Below are 24,679 nucleotides of genomic sequence, written 5' to 3'. Positions count from 1 at the left end.
AGCCGAGAGACTTTGCTAACTAATACTTAACGAATTTAGAAAACACTACACTAGAGGACGCCTACGCGCTCCTCACCTTCCGTGCGGAACCGCAGCCCGTGCACTTCGACGCGCCGGCCGCGGAGAAGTCGGCCGAGGGCGCGGCCGCGCCGTCCGACCGCCCGATCGTCTCCGCGCACGGCATCCGCCGCGTTTTCGGGAACTTCGTCGCCGTCGATGACACGACCTTTGACGTCAAGCCCGGCGAGATCTTCGGCATCCTCGGCCCCAACGGCGCCGGGAAGACCACGACCTTCCGCATGCTCTGCTCGCTCCTGCCCGCGAGCGCGGGCCGGATCGAGGTCGCGGGCTACGACCTCGCGCACGCGAAGAACGACGCGCGCGGCGTCGTGGGCTACGTCGCGCAGAAGTTCTCGCTCTACGGGCGCCTCTCGGTCGCGGAGAACCTGCGCTTCTTCGGGCGCAGCTACGGTCTGCGCGGCGAAGCGCTCGGGAGCAGGATCGACGAGCTCCTCGAGGAGTTCAGCCTTGAGGACAAGGCGGACTTCGACGCGGGTTCGCTCTCGCTCGGCGCCCAGCGCGACCTCTCGATCGCCTGCGGCCTCATTCACCACCCGAAGATCCTCTTCCTCGACGAGGCGACCTCGGGCGCCGACCTCTCGGCGCGCCGCGCGCTCTGGCGCCGCATCGTCACGCTCGCCGAGACCGGGGCGGCGGTCGTCGTCACGACGCACTTCATGGAGGAGGCCGAGTACTGCGACCGCTTCCTCATCCAGGACGCCGGCCGCATCATCGCCATCGGCACTCCGGAGGAGATCCGCCGGCAGGCCGCGGGCAATGACGTCGCCGATCCGAGCTCGCTCTCGATCGAGTCGGTCTTCACAAGAATCGTTGACGCGGGCCGCAAGGCTTCCCAAGGAGCCTAAAAATGACAGGACTTCTGCGCTTCAGCTGGAAAAGATTTCTCGCTCAGCTCACCAAGGAATTCGAGCTCTTCAGCCGTGACCGCTCCTACCTCGGCATCGGCCTGGGGCTGCCGATCATGATGCTCCTGATCTTCGGCTACGGCATGTCGATGGACGTGAAGGACGTCCCCGTGTCGGTCGTCACCGAGGAGCACACGCCGGCCGCGGTCGCGCTCGAGCAGCGCTTCGCCGCGAACGGCTTCATCGTGGGCAACCGCGCCGAGGGCGGCGCCGCCGAGGCGGAGAGCCTCTTCACGCGCCGCGAGGCGGAGGCCATCGTGCGCATCCCCGCGGGGTTCGCCGAGGACGTCGCCGCGGGCCGCGGCGAGGTGGGTCTCACGCTCTACGGCGTCGACAGCAACACCGCGCAGATGATCCGCAGCTACGTGAACGCCGTGGTCGCGAAGGCCCTCGCGGATCCGCGTCTCGCCGCCTCGTCGGCGGTCAGCTCGGGGGAGACCCCCGTCGTCACCGTTTCGCAGCGCCTCTGGTTCAACGAGGCATCGAACTCGACCTGGTACCTCGTGCCCGGACTCCTCGTGATCGTCACCTCGGTCTCGGGGTCCTTCCTCGGGAGCCTCGTCATCGCGCGCGAATGGGAGCGCGGCACGCTCACGGCGCTCTATGCGACGCCCGCCGCGTCGCTAGAGATCCTGCTCTCGAAGCTCATCCCCTGCGCGGGCATCGCGCTCGCGGGCTTCATGCTCTGCCTCGGGCTCGCGCTTCTGCTCTTCGAAGTGCCGCTGCGCGGCGACCCGTTCTGGCTCCTTGCGACCGCGGTGCTCTATTCCGTCGCCACAGCCTCGCTCGGCCTCTTCATCTCCGCGACTGTGAAGAGCCAGTTCCTCGCGACCGAGTGCGCCATCATGGCGAGCTTCATGCCGACGATGATGCTCTCCGGGTTCCTCTTTGATCTCCGCAGCGTCCCCGTCGTGATCGAGTGGATCGGCAAGTGCTTCCCGCCCTCCTATGCGATCGAGTCGCTCAAGATCTGCTTCCTCTCGGGCGGGGCGGAACACATCCTCGCGACGAACTGCGCGCTCATGCTCGGCTGGACGGCCGTGCTCCTCATCGCGGCGCTCCGCAAGCTCTCCAAGACGCCCGTGCGCTACGTCCCGGCTCCGGCGAATGCAAGGGAGAACTGACCATGTCGATCCTCAGAAATTTCATCAGCGGCGTGCGAGATTCCATTAACCGCATCGCAGCCATCATCGCCAAGGAATTCGTCTCCACCGTCAAGGACAAGGGCTCGCGCGCCATCCTCGTCGTCCCGGTGCTGCTGCAGAGCGCGCTCTTCGGCTACGGCGCGACCTTCAACCTCGACCGCGTGCCCTGGGCGCTCTTCAACGAGGGCTCGAGCGCACTGACTAGCGAGTTCGTGCGGCGCATCGAGAACGCCCCCGGGTTCGAGCTCAAGGTGAACGCCCGCTCGCAGACCGAGTTCCGCGACGCGATCAACGACTCCAAGGCCCTGATCGGCATCTGGCTGCCGCGCGACTTTGCCGACTCGGGCGAGGCGTTCCTCGCCGTCGACGCGCGAAACTCCACGACCGCCGGCATCGCCGCGGGCTACGTCTCCTCGATCGTCGAGAAGCTCAACGCCTCGAGGGGCACCCAGGCCGCGGTGCGCGTGATCGACCGGCAGCGCTTCAACGAGAACGGGCTCACGCGCTACGCGATCATGCCGGGCCTCATCCTCGCGCTCTCGCTCATTCAGGTTCTGCTCCTCGCCGGCCTCACCGTCTCGCGCGAGCGCGAGGACGGCACGTTCGACATGATGCTGATGACCCCGGCGAACTCGATCGAGATTCTCATCGGCAAGGCCGTGATCCCGACGATCATCGCCTGCATGCAGGGCTTCCTCATCTTCTGCGTGGGCGTCTTCTGGTTCGAGCTCCCCTTCACGGGCTCGCCCCTTGCGCTCGGCATCCTCATCGCCGGCTTCGCGGTCTCGTTCGTCGGCCTCGGACTCGCCGTCTCGGCGGTCGCGGGCAACATCCAGCAGGCGATCGTGATGATCATCTTCCTCATGCTGCCGGTGATCATTCTCTCGGGTCTGTTCACCTCGACGCTCGCCATGCCCTGGTGGATGCAGGAGCTCTCCAAGATCAACCCGCTGCGCTATGCGATCATTGCGCTCCGTATGATCTACTTCGAGGGCTGCGGGCTGCTCGAGACCCTCCACCTCTTCTGGCCGACAGCCGCCACCGCCACGGTGACGCTCGGCGTCGCCTCCTGGCTCTTCCGCCACCGCGTCACCTGATGCCCCTGGCGCACCTGACAGGAATCTGACAACACTTCACCGGAGAACATCAATGGCCAGAAAAAGCGAACAGCGCCGGCAGGCGATCCTTGACGCCACGCTCGACGAATTCGAGTCGAAGGGCTTCTCGGAGGCGCGCATCGAGGACATCGCGAAGCGCGCGGGCGTCGCCAAGGGCACCGTCTACAACTACTTCGAGAGCAAGGAGGCGCTCCTCATGGGGCTCGCCGACGAGATCGGCGTGCTGATGCACGGCAATCTCGTGAAGCTCACGGACGCCGGCAGCCTCAGCTTCCGCGAGCGGGTCGAGCAGCTCACGGCCCCGGTGCTCGAGGGCGAGGGCCGCGGACGGCTCGCCCGGATCCTCCGCGTCGTCTGGTCCGAGGGGCTGCACCGCCCTGCGCTCACGCGCCCCATCTTCGAGAAGTTCTTCGTGCCGATCTTCTCCCAGGGGGGCCTGATGACGAACTTCGTCGGCGAGGCAGACCTGCCGCCCGTGATCAAGCGGTATCCGTTCCTGCTTGCCGCGCCGCTGATCCAGGGCATCCTCTGGCAGACCCTGATCGGCGAGATGGCCCCGCTCGACCTCAATGCGGTCTACCGCGAATACCTCGACTTCGTGCTCGGACCGAAGGCGGCCGGGGACGGAACCGCCCCGGAGGAGGGGGCGGATCAGTGATCCGCCCGCCCGGGGCCTCGTGGAAAATCAGCCGCGAAAGCGGCTGATTTTTTTGGTCAGCGGTCACCGGACCATTGGACTGACCGTCTTTGGTACATCGGCCTTCAGGGCCAACGGTGAATGTACCTTCCCATGTACCCAAAAACGCATGCTGCACGCGTTTTTGAGGGCCTTTCCGGACTTTACGCCGGCGTCAGGAAAATACAACCTTTTGATAAAAAAGAAAATCCCCGGCAGCTTGACCTGTCAGGGATGAGACTTTGGTGCCCCTTGTCTGACTCGAACAGACGACCTACCGCTTACAAGGCGGTTGCTCTACCAACTGAGCTAAAGAGGCGCCGAAAAAAGAAATCGAATTATACCGATACCGGCGTCACTTGATGCGCATCGGGCGGCGGATCACGGGCTCCTTGCCGGTGGCGCGCGCGACGAGCTCGGGAGGCGTCGGGCGGGTCTGGAAGGACGCGCCCTCGTCGACCTCGTTCACCGGGGCGACGTGCACGATGCGGCAGACCGGCACCACGACCTCCATCGGATCGGGATCGTCGCCGAAGCGCGCCTCGAAGCGCAGCAGATCGTCGTCGAGCACCTGGTTGCGCACGGCCTCGCCGTCCAGGTCGAAGATGATCATGCCTTCCTGCACGAACTCCTGCGGGACGACGCAGCCCGCGTCAACCTCCACCCACACGTAGGGGCGGAAGCCGTTCTCATAGCAGTATTCGAGCACCGTGCTGATGCAGCGCGCGCGAAGATTCTTGAGGTTGTCCATGAGGGTCAGTGCCTGGGATTCTTAAAGGGGTGGGCGCCCCATAGGAGCGCCGCTCCGGAAATGCCGGCGCCCGCGCGGGAAATGCGCGGGCGGCGCGGCGGGGATCCGGATTACTTGCGCATCGAGCGTTCCTGCGCCGTCATCGAGTCGATGAACGACTGACGGGCGTAGAGACGCTGCGAGTAGATCTCGAGCTTCGAAGCGGTGGCCGAGAACTGGACGCCCCAGCTCTCGAGACGCCAGAGGATCGGAGCGAGGATCACGTCAAGCATGCCGAAGTCGTCGGAGAGCAGGAACTTCGTGTCGCCGACGCGCATCGAGAGGATGTCGAGGCTCTCGCGCAGACGGCGCTGGGCGAGCTTGCGGCGCTCCTCGGAGGCCTTCGGGTTCTGCAGCACGCGGACCTGCGGGAAGAGCTCGCACTCGAGCACGTGCATGAAGAGACGCGTGCGGGCGCGGCCGACCGGATCGGCGGGCATGAGCTGCGGATGCGGGAAACGCTCGTCGATGTACTCGTTCACGACGAAGACGTTGTAGAGCAGCAGATCACGTTCCACGAGCACCGGGAGCTCACCGTAGGGGCTCATGCGGATGACCGCGAGGTCCTCCTGATTCTGACCGAGACCCTCGGGGTCGACGGTCTTGATTTCGAACTCGCATCCCTTTTCGTAGAGAAGGATGCGGCTCATATGGGAGAACGGGCAGGTCGGGCCCGAGTAGAGATACATCATATGAACTTGCCTGCTGTCAGAAAACTTCAACCGCACTCAAACGCACGGGAACAGTCCCTCCCTCCGAGGAGGTAGCCCCTGGAGGGAACGGGCGGACGATTGTACCCAAAACCGACCCTGTAACACATCCTGTCGCACATCGTTTTCCCTCCGAATCACCTGCGGGAGAAGGGAAAAGGATTTTGTAACAGAATGTACAGTGACAGATCCTGACGTGGATAACCGGCCTTCTCAGGCCGGGTTCTCCTGTGGCACGAATTCAATCGTGAGGTCCGGGAAGGCCTCCGAGAGCCGGCGGCCGAGCGCCTGGATGCCGAACTGCTCGGTGGCGGTGTGGCCGGCGGCGAGGTACGGAATCCCGAGCTCCACGGCCTCGAAGGTCGTGTGCTCGCGGATCTCGCCCGAGAGGTAGAGGTCGCAGCCGAGCGCGGCCGCCTCGCCGATCCAGTCCTGCGCGGCGCCCGAGCACCAGCCGACGCGGGCGACGGTCTTCCCCGCGTCGCCCACGAGAAGCGGCGCGCGACCGAGCGCCTCCGTGACCCTGGCCGCGAACGCGTCGGCGCGCATGGGCCCCGAGAGGATGCTCCCGGTGTGGAGCAGCCCGTACTCGCCCGTGCGGCTCTCGATCGAGAGCCCGAGCACGCGGGCGAGCTCGGCGTTGTTGCCGACCTCCGCGTGCGCGTCGAGCGGCAGGTGATAGGCGATCAGGTTCATCTCCGACTCGATCAGGGTCCTCACGCGGCGGCCCTTCACGCCCGTGATCCGCGCGTCCTCCCCGCGCCAGAACCAGCCGTGGTGGACGAGAACGGCGTCGGCGCGCCGCTCGCGGGCGGCCTCGATCAGGCCGAGCGACGCGGAGACGCCGAGAACGATGCGATTCACTTCGCCGCGTCCCTCAACCTGAAGCCCGTTCGGGGCATAATCCTTAAATTCGCCCGGGACGAGCAGTTCGTCAAGATATGCAATCAGGTCCCTTGTTTTCATTCTGTTTTTTCTCCCTTCCGGAATATCCGTCCCTCACATGACCTCCCCCGCTGAAAAGCCGCACCTCGCCCGGAAACTCTGGCTGCTCTTCTCGCAGGCAGTGACCGTGGGCTGCGCGGGAGCGCTCGTCTGGAAGCTCTTCGCGCCCGCGATTCCCGCCCAGGATCCCCTGGCCGAGCATCTCACGATTCTCTCCGCCCAGAATGACTTCAGCAGCGCCGTCGAGCGCGCGGCGCCCTCGGTGGTGAACATCTTCACCCGCAAGCAGGTCACCGCCCGCCGCGCCGAGGAGATCGGCGTCGACTGGAACGGCGACCCGGAGGTGCACATGAAGGCGCTCGGCAGCGGCGTCATCGTCTCGGGACGCGGGGACATCCTGACAAATTACCACGTCGTGGACGGTTTCCCGAACATCTTCGTCGCCCTTGCCGACGGCCGCACGTTCGAGGCGCGCCTGCGCGGATGGGACGTCGAGACGGATCTCGCGCTCCTCGAGGTGAAGGCGAAGAACCTGCCCGCGATCGAGATCGCGGACTCGACCGAGCTCAAGGTCGGACAGACCGTGCTCGCGATCGGCAACCCCTTCGACGTGGGTCAGACCGTCACGAGCGGCATCATCTCCGCGCTCGGCCGTCACGGGTTCGGCCTCAACAACTACGAGGACTTCATCCAGACCGACGCGGCGATCAACCAGGGCAACTCCGGCGGCGCGCTCGTCAATCTCGAGGGCGAGCTCATCGGCATCAACAGCGCGATCTTCTCGCCCGACCGCTCGGAAGGGTTCGTCGGCATCGGCTTCGCCATCCCGAGCTCGATCATCACCGCGGTGCTGCCGGGCCTCATGTCCGAGAAGCAGATTGAGCGCGGCTACCTCGGTTTCGTGCCGCGCCAGCTCTCTCAGGAGCTCGCCCAGGACCTGAGCCTCCGAGTGAGCTCGGGCGTCCTCGTCAAGCAGGTGATCCCCGAGTCGCCGGCGGCGAAGGCCGACATCCGCAGCTTCGACGTGATCCTCGAGGTGGACGGCAAGCCCGTCTCCCGCGCCAACCGGCTGCTGCAGACCATCGCCCGCATCAAGCCGGGCGCCGCGGTGAACGTGAAGATCCTGCGCGGCGAGCGCGTTCTCACGAAGCGCCTCATCGCGAGCGCGCGCCCGCAGGGCGCGCTCGAGAAGGAGGCGCTCATTCCGCCGCAGTACGAGGAATGACCCGGACCTCCGCTTCCCGGCTGCCGTGAGGCAGTCACGAAAAAGGCGCTCCGCTTTTCTCCAGCGTGAGCGCCTTTCTGCTTCATGGGGAGCCGACGGGGATCAGCCCTCGTCCTCCTCCTCCTGACGTCCCTGCATCTCCTCGACCTCCTCGTCGGAGCGGCCGAAGGCCTGCACGCACCAGATGCCGACCTGGTAGAGGATCACGAGCGGCAGCGCGAGCAGGATCTGCGAGAGCGCGTCGGGCGGCGTGAAGATGGCGGCGATCACGAAGGCGCCGACGATCACGTAGGGACGGGCCTTCTTCAACTTCGAGCAGCTCGCGAAGCCGACGCGGTTCAGAACCACCACGAAGATCGGCACCTCGAAGGTCATGCCGAAGGCGAGGAACATCGTCAGCACGAAGCTGAAGTACGAGTCGATGTCCGGCGCGAAGTTCACCGAGTCGGGCGAGAAGCCGGCGATGAACTGGAAGACCATGCGGAAGACGATGAAGTAGCAGTACGCCATGCCGACCGCGAACATCACGATCGACGAGATGAGCACGGGGAGCGCGAGGCGCTTTTCGCTCCTGTAGAGCGCCGGGGCGATGTAGGCCCAGGCCTGGTAGAGCACGATCGGCAGCGCAATCAGGAACGCCACGAAGAGCGTGACCTTGAGCGGCACGAAGAACGGCGCCACGACGCCCGTCGCGAGGAGCTTCGCGCCCTGCGGGAGCGCGACCATGAGCGGCTGCGACAGGAAGTCGAAGATCTGCTTCATGAAGGGCGAGAGGCAGGCGAACACCACCACGATCGCGATCACCGACTTCATCAGTCGGTTGCGCAGCTCAATGAGGTGCGAGACGAGCGGCTGCTCGTTGGCAGGATCGTCAGGCGCCTCAAGCGCGGGCTTCTGATCAGTCATCTCGGGATGTCCTTCTTAACGGTAAATGCGGGTGCGCACGCTGCGGGCGCGGGGCGAGAAGCCGCGGCGGCGGCCGACGGTGCCGCCCATCTGCGTGTCGCGCATGCCGAGCTCGCGGCGCAGACGCTCGATCTCGCGGGCGAGGTCATCGACCGAGGGACCGGAGTGGTAGCGTTTCTCGAAGGTCTTCGGCTGGCTCCAGGCGTAGGCGGGCGTCATGATCTCGTCGTCCGTGTTCGCGTCGCCCCAGCCGTAGACCTCGGCGATGTCCTGCGAGGTAGCGGCGCCGCCCGAGGCCTCGGCGGGCGTGCCCGCCTCGTTCTTCACCTCGTTGAAGGCGCTCTCGGCCTCCTTGCCGGCCGCGTCGGCCGCATCCGCGGCGGAGCGCACGGACGTCTCGATTCCGCTCGCCTCCTTCTCGACGCTCGACTTGAAGTCCTGAACGGCGTTCTTCGCCTCGTCCTGAATGCGCTTCAGCTCGGAGAGCTCGGTCTCCCGGTCAATGTCGCTCTTCACCTGGGCGACGAACCGCTGGGCCTTGCCCACCCATTCGCCGGTCTTGCGCGCAACGACCGGGAGCCTCTCGGGCCCGAGGACGACGAGCGCGACGACACCGACGATCATCATCTCGCTGAAACCGAAATCAAACATGGCGTCTCTTCACTGCAAAAGGCCGCGGTCAGCTTCGAGGCTGCCGCGGTCCGGGGGCGGCACCGCGCACACCGGGACAGCGTCCCGTCTTCCTTCCCGGAAGGGGACTCTTCCCCGGTGTCTTGCGGCCGGTGCCGTTTTTCCCGGATCCCGCTTCACGCAGGGCTCCGGGCGTCCGAAGGATCAGGCCTTGGTCTGTTCCTTGGCTTCGACGTCGATCGCCTCGTCCTTCTTGGCAGCGGCGGGCTGCTGCGGGATCTCCTTGGCGGCGGTCTTCTCGGCGGGGGCCTCGTCACCCTCGCGCATGCCTTCCTTGAAGCCCTTGATGGCGCCGCCGAGATCCTTGCCCATGTTCTTGAGCTTGCCCGTGCCGAACACGAGAACGACGATGGCGAGAACGATCAGCCAGTGCCAGACGGAAAGTGAACCCATTTTGTACTCCGTAAATATCAGAATTCGTTGCGTTTCCACGGGCGGGGTCCGCCGAGGACGTGGATGTGCAGGTGAGGAACTTCCTGACCGCCGTCGCGGCCGGTGTTGATGACCACCCGGAAGCCGTTTTCGCAGCCCTGCTCGCGGGCGAGCCTGCGCGTCAGGCCGAGCATTTTACCCAAAAGCGGCTCATCCTCAGGCTGAGCATGGTCAAGAGAAGTGATGTGCTTCTTCGGGATGATCAGAAAATGAACCGGCGCCTGGGGATGGAGATCCTTGAAGGCGACGACCTCATCGTCCTCATAGACCTTGTTCGAGGGAATCTCACCCTCGGCGATCTTGCAGAAAATGCAGTCCGACATTTTGGTTCCTGAGAGACCCGGAGGGCGGGGACGTCCGGGCTGGTGGTTTGTTGTTCGTCCGGTGTTCCCGAAGGAACCCCGGACAGCAATATTGTCTGAGATTATGCCTGCGGTCAACCTGTCCGTTGGTCAAGGTTGACTTTCCCGAGGCGCTCTCAGCTCCTGATGCGCTCGACGTCGGCGCCGAGCGCGCGGAGCTTCTCCTCCATGCGCTCGTAGCCGCGGTCAAGATGGTAGAGGCGGTCGACGGTGCTCTCGCCCTGCGCGGCGAGCGCCGCGATGACGAGCGAGGCGGAGGCGCGCAGGTCGGTCGCCATGACGGACGCCCCCTCGAGCTCCTCGACGCCGCTCACGACGGCCGTGTTGCCGTTGATGCGGATGTGCGCGCCCATGCGCTCGAGCTCGGGCACGTGCATGAAGCGGTTCTCGAAGATCGTCTCGGTGATCTCGGAGACGCCGTCGGCGACGGCGGCGATCGCCATGAACTGAGCCTGCATGTCGGTGGGGAACCCCGGGTGCGGCACCGTGCGGATCTTCACCGCCTTCGGGCGCCCGGTCATGCGCAGGCGCATCCAGTCCTCGCCGGTCACGACCTCTGCGCCCATTTCACGCAGCTTCATCGTGACGGCCTCGAGGTCGTGCGGCACGCACCCGGTGACGATGACGTCGCCCTGCGTGACGGCGGCCGCGCAGAGGTAGCTCCCCACCTCGATGCGGTCGGCGACGATCGCATGCTCGGCGCCGTGGAGCGATTCGACCCCCTCGATCTCGATCGTGGGGCTTCCGGCGCCCGTGATGCGCGCGCCCATGCGGCTGAGGCACTCGGCGAGGTCGACGACCTCGGGCTCGCGCGCGGCGTTCTCAATGATCGTCTTCCCCTCGGCGAGGACGGCCGCCATCATCAGGTTCTCGGTGCCCGTCACGGTCACCATGTCCGTGAAGATGCGCGCACCCTTGAGGCGCCCCGCGGTCGCGTCCACGTAGCCATGGTCGATCTCGACCGTCGCGCCGAGCGCCCGCAGGCCCTTGATGTGCTGATCCACGGGCCTCGCACCGATGGCGCACCCGCCCGGCAGACTCACGCGGGCCGAGCCGAAGCGCGCCACGAGCGGGCAGAGCGTCAGGATCGAGGCGCGCATCGTCTTCACGAACTCGTACGGGGCGACGGTGCTCGTGAGCGCGCCCGCGTTGAGGACGACGGCATCGCCCTCGCGCACGACCTTTACGCCCATGCCCTCGAGGAGCTTGAGCATCGTGCGCACGTCGGCGAGGTCGGGAACGTTGGTGAGCCTGAGGTCCTGCGCCGTGAGCAGCGACGCGCACAGGATCGGGAGCGCCGCGTTCTTCGCGCCGCTCGCGCGGATTTCGCCGACCAGACGCCGGCCGCCGCGGATCTTGAGCTTCTGCATTGTGTCTCCGTGGGGGAGTTTTTTCTTCTTCGAGGGTGCGAACTTTACCGCATGCATGCCGGGCCTGCGCTTAAATATCGCGGGCCCGGGATCCGGGAGAGACGGTCAGGACGCCGCGAGAATCTCGGTGACGCCGTAGAGACGGGCGAGCGTCACGAGGTCCGACGGGAGCCCCCGGATCTCATAGTCGCGCCCGAGCGCCTTCGCGCGGCGGCGCGCCGAGAGGAGCGCCGAGAGCGCCGCGCTGTCGGCGCGCTTCACGTTCGAGAGGTCGCACGAGAGGTCGCCCGCGTCGATCGCCTTGAGAAGCGAGGCCTTGAAGGCGACCGCGTTCTCGAAGTTCAGGACTTCTTCGGTGACCTTCACTTCTTCGCCCCGTCCTGCTTCATCGACTCGGCGAGCTGCTCACCCTTCTCGTTGAAGAGGCGGATCAAGCCGTCAATGCCGTCCTGCGAGAGGACGCTCGAGAACTGCGAGCGGTAGTTCTCGACCATCCAGATGCCCTCGATGTTCACGTCGACGATCTTCCACGTGCCGGTCTTGGCCTTGTAGATGCGGTAGTCGAGCGAGATGGGCTGCTCGGAGCCCGAGGTGAGGAGCGTGCGGATCACCATCTCGGGCTTGACGTCCTTGACGCGCGTGGGCCTGAGCTCACACTTCTGGTCCTTCACGGCGGAGAGCCCGCCCGCGTAGACGCGCATGAGCAGAAGCTCGAAGCCGTCCTGGAGCTGCTGGCGCTGCTCCTTCGTCGCCTGGCGCCACTTCGGGCCCACGGTCATGCGGGTCATCATCGTGAAGTCGGTGGCCGGCATGATCACGTCGTCGACGAGCTTGCGCAGGCTCTCGATGTCGCCCGAGCGGAGCGAGTCGCTCGCGCGGATGCGCTCGAGCACGGCGTTCGAGAGATCCACGACGAAGGCGAACGGGTCGCCCTTGTCGTCATAGGGGAGATCGGCCGCGAGGGCGATCCCGGGGAAGGCGGCGAGGGCGGGGATCGCGGAGAGTCCCGCAAGAAGCGTTCTGCGCTGCATGGTCATCTGTCCTAAAAAAGAAAAAATCATTCCTCTTCGTCATCGAACTGGAGCGGCGTGAGCGTCTCGAGCTCCTCCTCGGAGGAGACCTCGGCGCCGTCACGCACCGCGCGCTCGCGCATCGCGAGGTACGCGTCGCGGATCGCGGCGTAATCGTCCACGGTCTGGGCGCGGATCGACTCGAGCGAGAGCAGACGCGCACGGGCGTCGATGCCCTCGGCGGCCAGGATGGGAACCGACCAGTACCAGTCCTCGTCCCACATGATGTAGGTGAGCGGATCGGTGCCCCAGCTCACGGGGTAGCGCGTCCAGTCGCGGGTGGTCGTGGGGCCGAGGAACGGGAGCACGAGGTAGGAGCCCTGGCCCACGCCCCAGACGGCGAGCGTCTGGCCGAAGTCCTCGGGCGCGTCCTCGAGGCCGATGTGGCTCGCCACGTCAAAGAGACCGGCGATGCCGAGCGTTGAGTTGACGAGGAAGCGGAAGACGCTTCTCACGCCGCGCTCGACCTTGCCCTGGAGGAGGTTGTTCACCGCGCTCCCCGGGGTGTCGAGGTTGTCGAAGAAGTTCGACACGCCCGTCTGGACGAACTCAGGCGTCCAGTCGACGTAGAACTCCGACACGGGCTTCACGATGGCGCGGTCGAGCGTGTCGTTGAACGCCCAGACGTTGCGGTTGAAGGATTCATACGGGTCCGCGGGGTTCTCGCCCGCGTTGGGCGGGACCTGCGCGCAGCCCGAGAGGAGCGCCGCCGAGAGGGCGACAGTCAGTGCGAGCTTTTTCATTTTCCGCCGTCCTCCGCCTTGGAATACAGGAACTGGCTGATCAGGTTCTCGAGCACCACCGCGCTCTGCGTGCGGCTGATGCGGGAGCCCTCGGCGAGGTTCGCGTCATCCGCGCCCGCCTCGATGCCGACGTACTGTTCACCCAGGAGACCCGAGGTGAGGATCTTCGCCGAGCTGTCCTCGGGGAAGGGGTAGCGGGCATCCATGTCCATCGTCACGCGGGCCTGGAAGGTCTGCGGATCGAAGACCACGGAGCGGACGCGGCCGACCACGACGCCGGCGCTCTTGACGGCGGCGCGGGGCTTCAAGCCGCCGATATTGTCAAAATCCGCCGTGACGGCGTACGTGCTGTGGCCGAAGGAGAAGCTGCCGAGGTTGGCCGACTGCAGCGCCATGAAGAGCGCGGCGCAGAAGCCGAGCACGAGGAAGAGTCCGACGGCGATTTCTAAGGAGCGATTGTTCTGCATTTTTTGTTTGAGCCTCAGTCTTGAATTGTGAGCGGTATCAGACCGTGGTGAACATCCAGGCCGTCATCATGAAGTCGAGGCCGAGAACGAGAAGAGAGGAGACGACGACCGTGGTGGTCGTGGCGTGCGCGACGCCGTCAGGGGTCGGCCGCGAGGCGTAGCCCTGGTAGAGCGCGATGAGCGTGACGGCGACGCCGAAGACGACGCTCTTCACGAAGCCGTTCACGATGTCGTGCTGCACGTCGACGGCTGCCTGCATCTGGCTCCAGAAGGCGCCGCTGTCGGTGCCGATCAGGCCCACGCCCACGATCCACGCGCCGATGATGCCGACCGCGGAGAAGATGAGCGCGAGGATCGGCATCGAGATGAAGCCGCCGATGAAGCGCGGCGCGAGCACGCGCCGGAAGGGATCGACGCCCATCATCTCCATGGCGGCGAGCTGCTCGCCCGAGCGCATGAGACCGATCTCGGCGGTGAGCGCCGTGCCCGCGCGTCCCGCGAAGAGAAGCGCCGTGACGACGGGGCCGAGCTCGCGGACGAGCGAGAGGGCGACGAGGACGCCGAGCGCCTCCTCGGAGCCGTAGCTCACGAGCACGTAGTAGCCCTGCAGGCCGAGCACGAAGCCCACGAAGAGGCCCGAGACGCCGATGATGAGAAGCGAATAGTTGCCGATGAAGTGGATCTGGGCGATGACGTTCCGCACGCCCGAGCCGGCGAGCCTCGAGAGGATCTGCCAGGAGAAGATGCCGAAGCGCCCGACCGAGGCGAAGATGCCGAGGACGAAGCGCCCGAGCTTCGCGAGAAGGTTCGTGATCATTTGCGCACCTCCCCGAGGCCGAGCTCGGTCGCGTAATCGTCGGCGTGGTACTGGAAGCGCACCGGGCCGTCCGGAAGGCCGCCCACGAACTGCTTCACGAAGGGCTCCTCGGAATGGAGCATGTCGTCCGGAGTGCCCTCGGCCGCGACCTTCGCGTCCGAGATCATGTAGACGTAGTCGGCGATGTCGAAGGTCTCGGCGACGTCGTGCGTGACGATGAGCGAGGTGGCGCCGAGCGCGTCATTGAGCTCGCGGATGAGGCGCGCCGTCACGCCCATCGAGATGGGGTCGAGGCCGGCGAAGGGCTCGTCGTAGAGAATGAGCGCAGGGTCGAGCGCGATCGTGCGCGCGAGCGCGACGCGGCGGGCCATGCCGCCCGAGATCTCGGAGGGCATCAGGGACGCGGCGCCGCGCAGGCCCACGGCATTGAGCTTCATGAGCACGAGGTCGCGCACCGTCTCCTCGTCAAGGTCCGTCTGCTCCCGGATCGGGAAGGCGACGTTGTCGAAGACCGAGAGATCGGTGAAGAGCGCGCCGAACTGGAAGAGCATGCCCATGCGGCGGCGGATGCGGTAGAGCGACTTGATGTTCGAGGTGTCGAGCTTCTCGCCGCCGACGCGGATCTCGCCCGCCTCGGGCGTCAGCAGTCCGCCGATGAGCTTGAGCAGCGTCGTCTTTCCCATGCCCGAGCCGCCCATGATCGCGACGACCTTGCCGACGCCGAAGCGCATCGACACGTCATCGAGAATCCGGCGGCGGCCGAACCCGAAGTGAAGGCCCTCGATGGAGAGGTAGTCCTGCATGATTACTTATTCGTCTCCAGAGATCAGGCTCGCGCCGGGCGAAAAACGCACGGGCCGCGAGATGCCGAGTTGCTTGAGTTCCTCATCCGAGGGCTTGACGAGCGAGAGGCCTTCGATCGAGGCCGCGTCGATCGACACGGGACGCCCCCGCGCGGCGTCGATGTAGACCCACTCGGTCGCGCCGACGGCGGTGACGAGCCCTTCGCGCGCGATCGCATAGCGGCGCAGGCTCGTCGGACCGCGGACGCTCTGGATCCACGTGTAGATGTCGAGCGTCTCGCCCGCGAAACACGGACGCAGATATTCTATCCAGTGCTCCCGCGCGACCCACGCGCGGCCCGTGCGTTTCAGATCATCGATTCCCCAGTGCAGCAGCGCGGCATGGTTCGTCGCCGCGAGCTCCATCCAGCGGAGGTACTCGCGGTTGTTGACGTGGCCCTGCACGTCGATGGACTCGGGACCCACAAGGATGGTCTCGTGATAGATACGGGGAGCGGTCATGATTCCTGAATGAAAATTTGCCTTCCGCCGGAGGAGAGGCGTGTCCCGAGGTCAAAAATGCCCGGGGGCTGCATTCCTCCGGGCGCGTTCTTACTCAACGGCGACACTAGATTCGTCTGTGGATTTTACGTCAGTCCGGGGCCCGTCTGAACAGTTGTTCGCCTCAGAACTGCAAAGGCTTGTTGCCAAATCCGCACGGCGGGACGCGGCGCCCCGGGCTCGGCCGATTTTCTGAATTTCCTATAATTTCGAGTCCGAATTTTTTCCCATCCCCCCGCGGCGGGTTTCCAGGGCTCCGAGGAAGGAGCGGCCCGCCGCCAGACCAGGCATCCCCCACGTGACGACAAGCAAGAAGAAGCCGGCCCGCGCCGGCGGCAGAAGTTCCTCCCGCCCGGGCACCTTTGTGCGCGTGCTCAAATGGGTCGTCGCCATCGGCGCCGCGGGCGTCGCCTCGGCGGCGCTCCTCGGCGTCTTCGTCTTCGCGTACATGTATCAGCAGCTCCCGCCGATCGACGCGCTCACGGACTACCGCCCGAAGGTGCCGCTGCGCGTCTGGAGCGCGGACGGGAAGCTGATCGGCGAGTTCGGCGAGGAGCGCCGCGACTTCGTGAAGATCGAGGACGTGCCCGACCACGTGAAGAAGGCGATTCTCGCCGCCGAGGACGACGGCTTCTACGAGCACCCCGGCATCGAGATCACCGGCATCGCGCGCGCCGCGATCACCAATCTGCTCACCGGCCGCCGCGGCCAGGGCGGCTCGACCATCACGATGCAGGTCGCGCGCAACTTCTTCCTCACGACGCAGCGCACCTACACGCGCAAGCTCTACGAGATCGCCATGTCCTTCAAGATCGAGCACGAGCTCTCGAAGGACCGCATTCTCGAGATCTACATGAACCAGATCTACCTCGGCCAGCGCGCCTACGGCTTCGCGAGCGCCGCGAGGACGTACTTCGGCCGCCCGCTCGAGGAGATCTCCGTGGGCGAGGCCGCGACGATCGCGGGCCTGCCCGTCGCTCCCTCGGCCTACAACCCGATCGTCAACCCGTCGCGCGCGACGATGCGCCGCAACTACGTGCTGCGCCGCATGTACGACCTCGGGCACATCGACGAGCTCACCTACCAGACCGAGCGCGCGCAGCCGATGCAGGTCCGCCGCGCCGTCGAGGAGAAGAACACCCCGGTCAACCGCAGCGCCACCGCGGACACGGTGACGGCCAATTACGCCGCCGAGCTCGCCCGCATGCTGATGTACGACATCTTCGGCGACGAGACGTACTCGCGCGGCCTGAACGTCCACACGACGCTGCGCATGGACCGTCAGCTCGCCGCCGTGGAGAGCGTGCGCCGGCAGCTCATCACCTATGACCGCCGCTACGGCTACCGCGGCCCCGAGGCCCAGGTCGAACTCGGGAGCGAATCTGACCGCCCGAAGGCGATCCGCGAGGCGCTCTCGAAGACCGCCTCCTCGCCCTTCATGCTCCCGGCCGTCGTGATCGAGGCGTCGCCCACCAAGATCGTCGCCGCGGTCTCGCCCTCCGAGACCGTCGAGCTCGACAAGGAGAGCCTGAAGTTCGGCAGGAAGAACCTCGCGAAGAAGCCCGCGAAGGACGTGAAGCCCATCCTCCCGGGCTCGGTGATCCGCGTGATGCATCCGCTCACGGGCAAGGACGCGGCGACCACGTGGACGCTCGCGCAGGTCCCGCAGGTCGAGACGGCGTTCGCCGCCGCGAACTTCAACACCGGCGCCGTCGAGGCGCTCGTGGGCGGCTTCGACTTCAACCTCAACATGTTCAACCACGTCACGCAGGCGTGGCGCCAGCCGGGCTCGTCCTTCAAGCCCTTCATCTACTCGGCGGCCCTCGACAAGGGCTTCACGCCCTCGACCATCATCAATGACGCGCCGATCGTGATCGACCCGAAGCTCACGGGCAACAAGGTCTGGGAGCCGAAGAACTACGAGGGTCGCTACGACGGCCCGATGCCGCTCTACCGCGCGCTCGAACTCTCGAAGAACCTCGTCTCGATCCGCATCCTGCAGTCGATCACCCCGGCCTATGCGCAGCAGTACATCCAGCGCTTCGGCTTCCAGGCGAAGGACCATCCGGCCAACCTCCCGATGGCCCTGGGCGCCGGCAGCGTGACCCCGTGGCAGATGCTCGGCGGCTACATGGTCTTCGCCAACGGCGGCTACCGCGTGCAGCCCTATCTCATCGACCGCGTGACGGACTCCAAGGGCGTCACCCTGATGCAGGCGACGAACCGCCAGGCGGGCGATCCCTCGATCCGCGCGATCACCGAGCGCAACGCCTTCGTGATGAACTCGCTCATGCACCGCGTCGCGGTGAACGGCACGGCCCGGCGCGCGACGAGGGAACTGAAGCGCAACGACATCTCCGGCAAGACCGGCACGTCGAACGACTCCCAGGACGCCTGGTTCTGCGGCTACGCGGGCACCACCGTCGCCGTGGGCTGGATGGGCTACGACCAGCCCAAGCCCCTCGGAAGCCGCGAGACGGGCGGCGGCCTCGTGCTGCCGATCTGGATCGACTACATGCGCATCGCCTTGAAGGACGTTCCCGAGACCGCCCGCGTGCAGCCCGAGTCCGTGGTCGAGCGCAACGGCCTCTACTACTACAAGGAGAGCGCGGGCTCGATCGCCGACGATCTCTCGCTCATGCCCGACGCGCGCGCCGCGCGCGACCTCGTGCGCGACCAGATCTTCTGACGCCTGACAGGCCCCCTAATGAAAATGCCCCGTCCGCGACGGGGCATTTTCACATTTTCGCCCGGGCGGTCCGCCGGGGCTTCTCATAAAATTGCGGGAACAGTTTTCAGCGGGCGATCAGCGCATCGACGGCGGCGAAGACCGTCTCCTCGAGCGTGCGCCCGTCACGCGGGTTGATCCAGCCGGCATCGGTCGGGGCGAAGTGCATGCCTCCGAGATGCGAGGCGAACCAGATCTCCTGCATGGGCGTCTGGATGTTCACCACCGCCTGCGCGCCGTCCTCAAGTTCAATCGTGAGCACGTTGCCGCTGCGTGTGCAGTCCGCGTCCTCGTACCTCTCCTCAACAGCGTCCTGAAGTCGGAGCATCTCCGCCTCGGCGCGCTCCAGAAATTCCGTTTCAGTCATCTTCCTCGTGCCAATGAAAAAGTTTCTCTGCGCCGGCCTCGCCGGTATCGCGGCCGTCATGTGCCTCGGCCTCTCGGGCTGCGGCCTGAAGGGGCCGCTCTACATGCCCGATGAACCCGCGCCGGTCTCGGCGCCCCAGCAGACGAGCGGAGCCGGCAATGCACAGTGACGCGTCGAATATTAACCGCCCTGACTCCCTTTCCACGGGAATCGGCTTCCATCGCTCGCCCGAGGGGGAGCTGCTCTGCGAGGACGTGCGCCTCACCGACCTCGCCCGCGAGTTCGGGACGCCGCTCTACGTCTACTCGCGCGCCGCGGTCGCCGAGCGCTTCCGCGCCTACGAGGCCGCCTTCGGCGACACGCCCCACCAGGTCTGCTACGCCGTGAAGGCCTCCTCCACGAAGGGCGTGCTCGAGCTCCTCGCGAGCCTCGGCGCTGGCTTCGACTGCGTCTCCGGGGGCGAGATCCTGCGCGCGCTCGAGGCGGGCGGCGATCCGAAGAAGATTGTCTACTCGGGCGTGGCCAAGGGCGAGACCGACATCGCCTTTGCGCTCAACGCCGGCATCCGCTGCTTCAACATCGAGAGCCCCGCGGAGCTTGACCGCATCAACGCGATCGCCGAGACCCTCGGGCACGTCGCGCACGTCTCGGTGCGCGTCAATCCCAACATCGACGCCCACGTGGACGCGCATGTCGCCACGGGCTTGGGCGACAGCAAGTTCGGCGTCAAGCTCACCGACGTGGTCGCCCTCTACGAGAAGGCCGCGAAGCTCCCCGCTATCGAAATCGAGGGCATCAGCTGCCACATCGGCAGCATGGTCGAGTCGACCGAGCCCTTCATGAAGGCCGTGGACGTGCTCGCCGGGTTCGTGAACGAGCTCGCGCGCCGCGGCATCGTCCTCTCCCACATCGACCTCGGGGGCGGCGCGGGCGTGAAGTACCACCCCGATGACAAGCTCCTCGAGCCCGCCGAGCTCATCCCCGCCCTGGTCGCGCGCGTCGCCGAGAAGGTGGACGTGAAGGGGATCGAGATCTTCGTCGAGCCGGGCCGGTCCCTGATCGCCCAGAGCGCGGTGCTTCTCACCACGGTCGAGTACCTGAAGTCGGGCCTCTTCCTGCGTCGCTTCTGCATCGTCGACGCCTCGATGACCGAGCTCGTGCGCCCGGCCATGTACGGCAGCTACCACTCGATCGAGCCCGTCATTCCGAACACGAAGGCGCAGCGCCAGGTGCTCAACATCGTGGGCGGCGTCTGCGAGTCGACGGACTTCCTCGGCAACGACCGCGATCTCGCGGTCGAGGCGGGCGACCTGCTCGCCATCCGCACGGCCGGCGCCTACGGCGCCTCGATGGCCTCGACCTACAACTCGAGGCCGCTGCCGATGGAGGTGATGGTCGACGGCGCCAACGTGCTCCCGATGCGCCGCCCGCAGACGGCGCTCGACCTCACCCGCGACGAGCTCCCGCTCGGACTCGCGGGCGACACGTCCGCCGCGGCCGAAGGCGCCCGCGCGCTCTTCGGCGAGGCGCTCGAGTTCGCGCGCTCGCGCCGCTGAGCCTCTCTGAAGGAAGACGCAGGGAGCGGTTTCACCACCCCGCGCATTCTTATGTAGAATCAATTAACGCCGGATTCCGGGAATGCCCCGGAATGCGGCGTTTTTTGTGCCCGTCGCAATCGTCTCCCCTTTGGGCGCGCAGGGCTTTTTTGACGGAGGTCCGTTCCATGCATCTCGAAAACACGATCCGCCTTGACTTCAAGGACGTCCTCATCCGCCCGAAGCGCTCCACGCTCACGAGCCGCTCGGCCGTTGACATCACGCGCGAGTTCCACTTCCTGCACTCGCCCGAGCTCTATCACGACATCCCGATCATCGCGGCGAACATGGACACGACGGGCACCTTCGAGATGGCCCGCGCCCTCGGGCGCCACGGGCTCTCGACCGCGCTCTGCAAGCACTACTCGGTCGAGGAGTACGTCGAGTTCTTCTCGTCGCTCGAGAAGAAGTCCGCGGCCTTCTACTCGCTCGGCATCTCGGACGCCGACTGGGAGAAGTTCCTCGCCGTCGAGGCCGCCGCCCCGAAGGGCGCGATCCGCTACCTCTGCATCGACGTCGCCAACGGCTACACCGAGGCCTTCGTCGCCTTCGTGAAGAAGGTCCGCGAGCACTGCCCGGACTATGTCGTCATGGCCGGCAACGTCGTCACCGGTGACATGACCGAGGAGCTCCTCCTCGCGGGCGCCGACATCATCAAGGTGGGCATCGGCCCGGGCTCGGTCTGCACGACCCGCAAGATGACGGGCGTGGGCTACCCGCAGCTCTCCGCGATCATCGAGTGCGCGGACGCCGCGCACGGCCTCGGGGGGCGCATCTGCGCCGACGGCGGCTGCACGGTGCCGGGCGACATCGCCAAGGCCTTCGGCGGCGGCGCCGACTTCGTGATGCTCGGGGGCATGCTCGCCGGCCACGACGAGGCCGCGGGCGAGATCGTCGAGATCGACGGCAAGACCTACAAGCGCTTCTACGGCATGAGCAGCAAGGACGCGATGGACAAGTACGCGGGCGGCGTGGCGAAGTACCGCGCCGCGGAGGGCAAGTCCGTGCTCCTCCCCGCGCGCGGCCCCGTCGAGGACACCGTCCAGGGGATCCTCGGCGGCGTGAGGAGCGCCTGCACCTACGTGGGCGCGCGGAAACTGAAGGAACTCACGATGCGCACGACCTTCGTGCGCACCACGATCCAGACCAACGACATCTACGGCAAGAGCCTCTGAGGCGCCGGGAAATTCCGTCGGTTAACCCGCAACTAAGCCTCAGGACTTACGATAATTGAGGTCCGTACGGCCGCACTCCCGCTCCAAGAGGACTGCGGCCGCTGACCGACTCCCCCTTCCCAGCAGGAACTGATTCACCGTGAGCCTCTTCGATTCCGCCCGCTTCGAGATCTCCGCCGCGAAGCTCTCCGGGCTCCCCACGACGATCGAACCCGAGATCGCGTTCGCCGGGCGTTCGAACGCCGGCAAGTCGACGACGATCAACGTGATCACCCGCAAGACCCGCCTCGCCTTCGCCTCGAAGACGCCGGGCCGCACGCAGCTCATCAACTTCTTCAATCTCTCGCGGAAGACCGCCGACGGCGCCTCGCGCGAGACGGTCGGGCACCTCGTTGACCTCCCGGGCTACGGCTTCGCCAGGGCCAATGAGTCGGTCCGCGGCAGCTGGTCGGATCTCGTGGGCGGCTACATCGCCCACCGCGAGCAGATGACGGGCCTCGTGATCGTGATGGACGCGCGCCGGCCCTTCATGCCGACCGACGAGTGGCTCATTGACTTCATGCGCGGCCGCCCCGAGGTGAAGATGCTCTGGCTCCTGAACAAGGCCGACCAGATAAAGAACATGGAGCGGAGCGTCACGCTCCGGAAGGCGCGCGAGCGCGCCGCGGCCTTCGGGCCCCAGGTCTCCGTGCAGCTTTTCTCGGGCCTCAAGCGCGAGGGCGTCGATCAGCTGATTGAAACGCTCGAAGGATGGCTCCTCCCGCAGGAGAAGCCCACTCAGTCCTCAGAGCCCGAACAGATTTCTCCCGCTCAGGGCGAACAGCCCTGAGCCAACTCAAAGGTAAAAAACCAAAATGCAGACTCTTGGTGCCTATCCGATGGTGCGCATGCGCCGCATGCGTCACGATGACTTCTCCCGCCGCCTGATGCGCGAGAACGTGGTCACCCCGAACGATCTGATCCTCCCCGTCTTCGTGATGGAGGGCACGGCCGCCCGCGAGCCGATCCCGACGATGCCCGGCGTCGACCGCCTGACGATCGACGAGCTCCTCAAGGTCGCCGGCGAGTGCGTCGAGCTCGGCATCCCGATGATCGCGCTTTTTCCCCACATCGAGGACGCGCTGAAGACCCCGGACGGCCGCGAGGCCGCCAACCCCGACGGTCTCATCCCGCGCGCCGTCAAGGCGCTGAAGGCCGCCTACCCGCAGTTGGGCGTCATGTGCGACGTCGCGCTCGACCCCTACACCACGCACGGCCAGGACGGCCTCATTGACGAGACCGGCTACATCCTCAACGACGAGACGATCGAGATGCTCGTAAAGCAGGTGATGGCCCAGGCCAAGGCCGGCGCCGACGTCGTCGCCCCGTCCGACATGATGGACGGCCGCATCGGCGTCATCCGCAAGGCCCTTGAGGACGAGGGTCTCATCCACACGCGCATCATGGCCTACTCGGCCAAGTACGCCTCCTCGTTCTACGGCCCCTTCCGCGACGCGGTGGGCTCCGCCTCGAACCTCGGCAAGTCGAACAAGGCCGTCTACCAGCAGGATCCCGCCAACGGCAACGAGGCGCTCTGGGAAGTGGGTCTCGACCTCGCCGAAGGCGCCGACATGGTCATGGTCAAGCCGGGCGTTCCCTACCTCGACGTGCTCTGGCGCGTGAAGCAGGAGTTCGGTGCCCCGACCTTCGCCTATCACGTCTCGGGCGAGTACGCGATGATCAAATTCGCGGCCGCCGCGGGCGCGATCGACGAGAAGCGCATCACGTTCGAAACGATGGTCTGCTTCAAGCGCGCGGGTGCCGACGGCATCCTCACGTACTGCGCGCTTGACGTGGCGCGCTGGATCCGCGAGGGCTACAGCTACTGATCCCCGGATCCATCAGGGAGCCTCGCCTGAGGCTCCTCCTAGATGCGGCAAGGCCCGTGTTCGACTCCGAACGCGGGCCTTGTGCTTTCCCGGGGATTCAAAGGATCAGAAGCCGTCCTTGAAGCGGCGCAGCTCACGGCCCTCGCGCTTCGTGGGACGCCCTTTCCTGATCGTGACAGAGGGCTCGAAGGCGAGCTTCGCCGCGGCCTTCCTCTCCTCGCGCGCGACGCGGCTTTCGTCCGTTTCGCGGTAGAGCGTTTGCGCGACCGCCGCCGGTCCGCGGGTGTTCGAGAGCGCTTCGACGTAGACCGTGAAGACCTCCTCGCCGCGGTGGATCTCGAGGCGGTCGCCGACCCTCACCTCGCGCGAGGGCTTGGCGCGCTGCCCGCCCACGAGCACGCGGCCGAGTCCCACCTCGTCCTGGGCGAGCGAGCGGGTCTTGAAGAATCGGGCGGCCCAGAGCCACTTGTCGATGCGCATGGAGTCCATGGTGTTTCCTCCTCGGGGGATTCAGGCATCAAAAAAGCCCGCGTTTCCTGTTCAGAAAAGAGCGGGCTTCTTCTTCGAGGCTTCCCGGATCATCCGATCCGGGATTCCGTCAGCTTTGGGTCCGAATTACTCGGCCTTGGCTTCCTCGGCGGGGACTTCCTCGGGGGTGATGGAGCGCTCGACGAGCTCCATGTAGGCCATCGGGGCGTTGTCACCGACGCGGAAGCCCATCTTCAGGATGCGGGTGTAGCCGCCCTGGCGGTTGGCGAAGCGCGGAGCGACGTCGTTGAAGAGCTTGACGACGACGTCACGGTCACGGAGGCGGTTGAAGGCGAGGCGCTTGTTGGCGACGGTCGGCTCCTTGGCGAGCGTGATGAGCGGCTCGACAACGCGGCGGAGTTCCTTCGCCTTCGGCAGCGTCGTGCGGATGGCCTCGTGCGTGATGAGCGAGCAGGCCATGTTGCGGAGCATGGAAAGACGATGGGCGGAGGTGCGGTTGAGCTTGCGATAGCCGTTGCGATGACGCATTTTTAATTCCTTGAATCTTAAAAATTTCACGGTTCCGGACGGAACCGTTCCTGTGCCTTCCCCGTCATCTTCTATCTTCAGCGAGTGAAGCGGTCGGGTGGAGGCGCGAAAGGCGCGATTTTATTCGATCGCGC

General features: G+C 66.0%; 29 protein-coding genes and 1 tRNA gene. 11 read left to right on the top strand and 19 right to left on the bottom strand.

Annotated elements, in window-relative coordinates; all coding sequences use genetic code 11:
- Positions 1-98: 98 nt before the first annotated feature.
- Genes Q4F91_RS04700 through Q4F91_RS04685 form a run of 4 tightly spaced genes read left to right on the top strand, consistent with a single transcriptional unit; the run spans position 99 to position 3,907 of the window.
- Positions 99-926: an ABC transporter ATP-binding protein gene (locus tag Q4F91_RS04700; RefSeq protein WP_368660971.1), complete on the top strand. Its 828-nt coding sequence runs from the start codon at positions 99-101 to the stop codon at positions 924-926.
- A 2-nt stretch (positions 927-928) separates the two neighbouring features.
- Positions 929-2,110, top strand: a complete 1,182-nt coding sequence (locus Q4F91_RS04695) for an ABC transporter permease (RefSeq protein WP_303335038.1) — start codon at positions 929-931, stop codon at positions 2,108-2,110.
- Positions 2,111-2,112: 2 nt separating this feature from the next.
- On the top strand, positions 2,113-3,228 hold the full coding sequence (locus Q4F91_RS04690) for an ABC transporter permease (RefSeq protein ID WP_303335036.1): 1,116 nt from the start codon (positions 2,113-2,115) through the stop codon (positions 3,226-3,228).
- Positions 3,229-3,280: 52 nt separating this feature from the next.
- A complete protein-coding gene (locus tag Q4F91_RS04685) occupies positions 3,281-3,907 on the top strand; it encodes a TetR/AcrR family transcriptional regulator (protein ID WP_303335034.1) in 627 nt (208 codons plus the stop codon).
- Between the two features lie 261 nt (positions 3,908-4,168).
- Here the strand turns inward: Q4F91_RS04685 and Q4F91_RS04680 are convergent.
- From Q4F91_RS04680 to Q4F91_RS04665, 4 genes are all read right to left on the bottom strand, one after another.
- Positions 4,169-4,244, bottom strand: a tRNA-Thr gene (locus Q4F91_RS04680).
- Between the two features lie 36 nt (positions 4,245-4,280).
- A complete protein-coding gene (locus Q4F91_RS04675) occupies positions 4,281-4,676 on the bottom strand; it encodes a ClpXP protease specificity-enhancing factor SspB (RefSeq protein WP_303335032.1) in 396 nt (131 codons plus the stop codon).
- Between the two features lie 110 nt (positions 4,677-4,786).
- Positions 4,787-5,407 carry a glutathione S-transferase N-terminal domain-containing protein gene (locus Q4F91_RS04670; protein WP_303335029.1) on the bottom strand — a complete coding sequence of 207 codons (621 nt, stop codon included), beginning with the start codon at positions 5,405-5,407 and terminating at the stop codon, positions 4,787-4,789.
- Positions 5,408-5,638: 231 nt separating this feature from the next.
- Entirely contained in the window at positions 5,639-6,391 is a 753-nt protein-coding gene (locus Q4F91_RS04665; protein ID WP_303335027.1) for a Nif3-like dinuclear metal center hexameric protein, read from the bottom strand.
- 37 nt (positions 6,392-6,428) lie between these two features.
- Here Q4F91_RS04665 and Q4F91_RS04660 point away from each other — a divergent pair, with 37 nt between their 5' ends.
- Entirely contained in the window at positions 6,429-7,595 is a 1,167-nt protein-coding gene (locus tag Q4F91_RS04660) for a S1C family serine protease (protein WP_303335025.1), read from the top strand.
- A 102-nt stretch (positions 7,596-7,697) separates the two neighbouring features.
- Here Q4F91_RS04660 and tatC read toward each other — a convergent pair whose 3' ends face one another.
- The 12 genes from tatC to Q4F91_RS04600 form a co-directional block, all read right to left on the bottom strand.
- Entirely contained in the window at positions 7,698-8,501 is an 804-nt protein-coding gene (gene tatC / locus Q4F91_RS04655) for a twin-arginine translocase subunit TatC (RefSeq protein WP_303335023.1), read from the bottom strand.
- 15 nt (positions 8,502-8,516) lie between these two features.
- Positions 8,517-9,152, bottom strand: coding sequence for a Sec-independent protein translocase protein TatB (tatB, locus tag Q4F91_RS04650; protein WP_303335021.1), 636 nt, complete (start codon positions 9,150-9,152; stop codon positions 8,517-8,519).
- Positions 9,153-9,335: 183 nt separating this feature from the next.
- Complete coding sequence (gene tatA / locus Q4F91_RS04645) at positions 9,336-9,584, bottom strand: Sec-independent protein translocase subunit TatA (protein ID WP_303335019.1); 249 nt, start codon at positions 9,582-9,584, stop codon at positions 9,336-9,338.
- A gap of 17 nt (positions 9,585-9,601) precedes the next feature.
- Entirely contained in the window at positions 9,602-9,946 is a 345-nt protein-coding gene (locus Q4F91_RS04640) for a histidine triad nucleotide-binding protein (RefSeq protein WP_303335017.1), read from the bottom strand.
- A gap of 155 nt (positions 9,947-10,101) precedes the next feature.
- The gene (gene murA / locus Q4F91_RS04635; protein ID WP_303335015.1) at positions 10,102-11,355 is read right to left on the bottom strand and encodes a UDP-N-acetylglucosamine 1-carboxyvinyltransferase; all 1,254 of its coding nucleotides are present in this window, start codon (positions 11,353-11,355) and stop codon (positions 10,102-10,104) included.
- 105 nt (positions 11,356-11,460) lie between these two features.
- Entirely contained in the window at positions 11,461-11,721 is a 261-nt protein-coding gene (locus Q4F91_RS04630) for a lipid asymmetry maintenance protein MlaB (protein WP_303335013.1), read from the bottom strand.
- Positions 11,718-12,386 (bottom strand): phospholipid-binding protein MlaC, encoded by a 669-nt coding sequence (locus Q4F91_RS04625; protein WP_303335011.1) that lies wholly within the window; start codon positions 12,384-12,386, stop codon positions 11,718-11,720. The genes Q4F91_RS04630 and Q4F91_RS04625 overlap by 4 nt, the downstream gene beginning before the upstream one ends.
- Positions 12,387-12,412: 26 nt before the next feature.
- Complete coding sequence (locus Q4F91_RS04620) at positions 12,413-13,168, bottom strand: VacJ family lipoprotein (RefSeq protein WP_303335009.1); 756 nt, start codon at positions 13,166-13,168, stop codon at positions 12,413-12,415.
- On the bottom strand, positions 13,165-13,635 hold the full coding sequence (mlaD, locus tag Q4F91_RS04615) for an outer membrane lipid asymmetry maintenance protein MlaD (RefSeq protein ID WP_303335007.1): 471 nt from the start codon (positions 13,633-13,635) through the stop codon (positions 13,165-13,167). Before mlaD ends, Q4F91_RS04620 begins: the two co-directional genes overlap by 4 nt.
- A 37-nt stretch (positions 13,636-13,672) precedes the next feature.
- Entirely contained in the window at positions 13,673-14,452 is a 780-nt protein-coding gene (gene mlaE, locus Q4F91_RS04610) for a lipid asymmetry maintenance ABC transporter permease subunit MlaE (RefSeq protein ID WP_303335005.1), read from the bottom strand.
- Positions 14,449-15,255, bottom strand: coding sequence for an ABC transporter ATP-binding protein (locus tag Q4F91_RS04605; RefSeq protein WP_303335003.1), 807 nt, complete (start codon positions 15,253-15,255; stop codon positions 14,449-14,451). Before Q4F91_RS04605 ends, mlaE begins: the two co-directional genes overlap by 4 nt.
- A gap of 6 nt (positions 15,256-15,261) precedes the next feature.
- On the bottom strand, positions 15,262-15,756 hold the full coding sequence (locus tag Q4F91_RS04600; protein ID WP_303335002.1) for a thioesterase family protein: 495 nt from the start codon (positions 15,754-15,756) through the stop codon (positions 15,262-15,264).
- A gap of 337 nt (positions 15,757-16,093) precedes the next feature.
- Between Q4F91_RS04600 and Q4F91_RS04595 the strand changes: the two genes are divergently transcribed.
- Positions 16,094-18,484 carry a penicillin-binding protein 1A gene (locus Q4F91_RS04595; RefSeq protein WP_303335001.1) on the top strand — a complete coding sequence of 797 codons (2,391 nt, stop codon included), beginning with the start codon at positions 16,094-16,096 and terminating at the stop codon, positions 18,482-18,484.
- 106 nt (positions 18,485-18,590) lie between these two features.
- Here Q4F91_RS04595 and cyaY read toward each other — a convergent pair whose 3' ends face one another.
- The gene (gene cyaY / locus Q4F91_RS04590; protein ID WP_303335000.1) at positions 18,591-18,890 is read right to left on the bottom strand and encodes an iron donor protein CyaY; all 300 of its coding nucleotides are present in this window, start codon (positions 18,888-18,890) and stop codon (positions 18,591-18,593) included.
- Between the two features lie 13 nt (positions 18,891-18,903).
- Between cyaY and Q4F91_RS04585 the strand changes: the two genes are divergently transcribed.
- The 5 genes from Q4F91_RS04585 to hemB all read left to right on the top strand — a co-directional run bounded on the left by Q4F91_RS04585 (position 18,904) and on the right by hemB (position 23,528).
- The gene (locus Q4F91_RS04585; protein WP_303334998.1) at positions 18,904-19,059 is read left to right on the top strand and encodes a lipoprotein; all 156 of its coding nucleotides are present in this window, start codon (positions 18,904-18,906) and stop codon (positions 19,057-19,059) included.
- On the top strand, positions 19,049-20,446 hold the full coding sequence (gene lysA / locus Q4F91_RS04580) for a diaminopimelate decarboxylase (protein WP_303334996.1): 1,398 nt from the start codon (positions 19,049-19,051) through the stop codon (positions 20,444-20,446). Before Q4F91_RS04585 ends, lysA begins: the two co-directional genes overlap by 11 nt.
- Positions 20,447-20,613: 167 nt before the next feature.
- Positions 20,614-21,660 (top strand): GMP reductase, encoded by a 1,047-nt coding sequence (locus tag Q4F91_RS04575; protein ID WP_303334994.1) that lies wholly within the window; start codon positions 20,614-20,616, stop codon positions 21,658-21,660.
- A 139-nt stretch (positions 21,661-21,799) separates the two neighbouring features.
- Positions 21,800-22,489 carry a ribosome biogenesis GTP-binding protein YihA/YsxC gene (gene yihA, locus Q4F91_RS04570; protein ID WP_303334992.1) on the top strand — a complete coding sequence of 230 codons (690 nt, stop codon included), beginning with the start codon at positions 21,800-21,802 and terminating at the stop codon, positions 22,487-22,489.
- A 25-nt stretch (positions 22,490-22,514) separates the two neighbouring features.
- On the top strand, positions 22,515-23,528 hold the full coding sequence (hemB, locus tag Q4F91_RS04565; RefSeq protein WP_303334990.1) for a porphobilinogen synthase: 1,014 nt from the start codon (positions 22,515-22,517) through the stop codon (positions 23,526-23,528).
- A gap of 105 nt (positions 23,529-23,633) precedes the next feature.
- Here the strand turns inward: hemB and Q4F91_RS04560 are convergent, their stop codons facing one another.
- Positions 23,634-24,017 carry an RNA-binding S4 domain-containing protein gene (locus Q4F91_RS04560; protein ID WP_303334988.1) on the bottom strand — a complete coding sequence of 128 codons (384 nt, stop codon included), beginning with the start codon at positions 24,015-24,017 and terminating at the stop codon, positions 23,634-23,636.
- A 126-nt stretch (positions 24,018-24,143) separates the two neighbouring features.
- Positions 24,144-24,545 (bottom strand): 50S ribosomal protein L17, encoded by a 402-nt coding sequence (rplQ, locus tag Q4F91_RS04555; RefSeq protein ID WP_303334986.1) that lies wholly within the window; start codon positions 24,543-24,545, stop codon positions 24,144-24,146.
- Positions 24,546-24,679 lie beyond the last annotated feature (134 nt).

This window comes from Sutterella sp. (genome assembly GCF_030539355.1).
In the GTDB taxonomy this organism is placed as follows: Bacteria; Pseudomonadota; Gammaproteobacteria; order Burkholderiales; family Burkholderiaceae_F; genus Sutterella.
The sequence above is the reverse complement of the archived record's forward strand: the minus strand, read 5'-3'. Positions and strand labels throughout refer to the sequence as shown.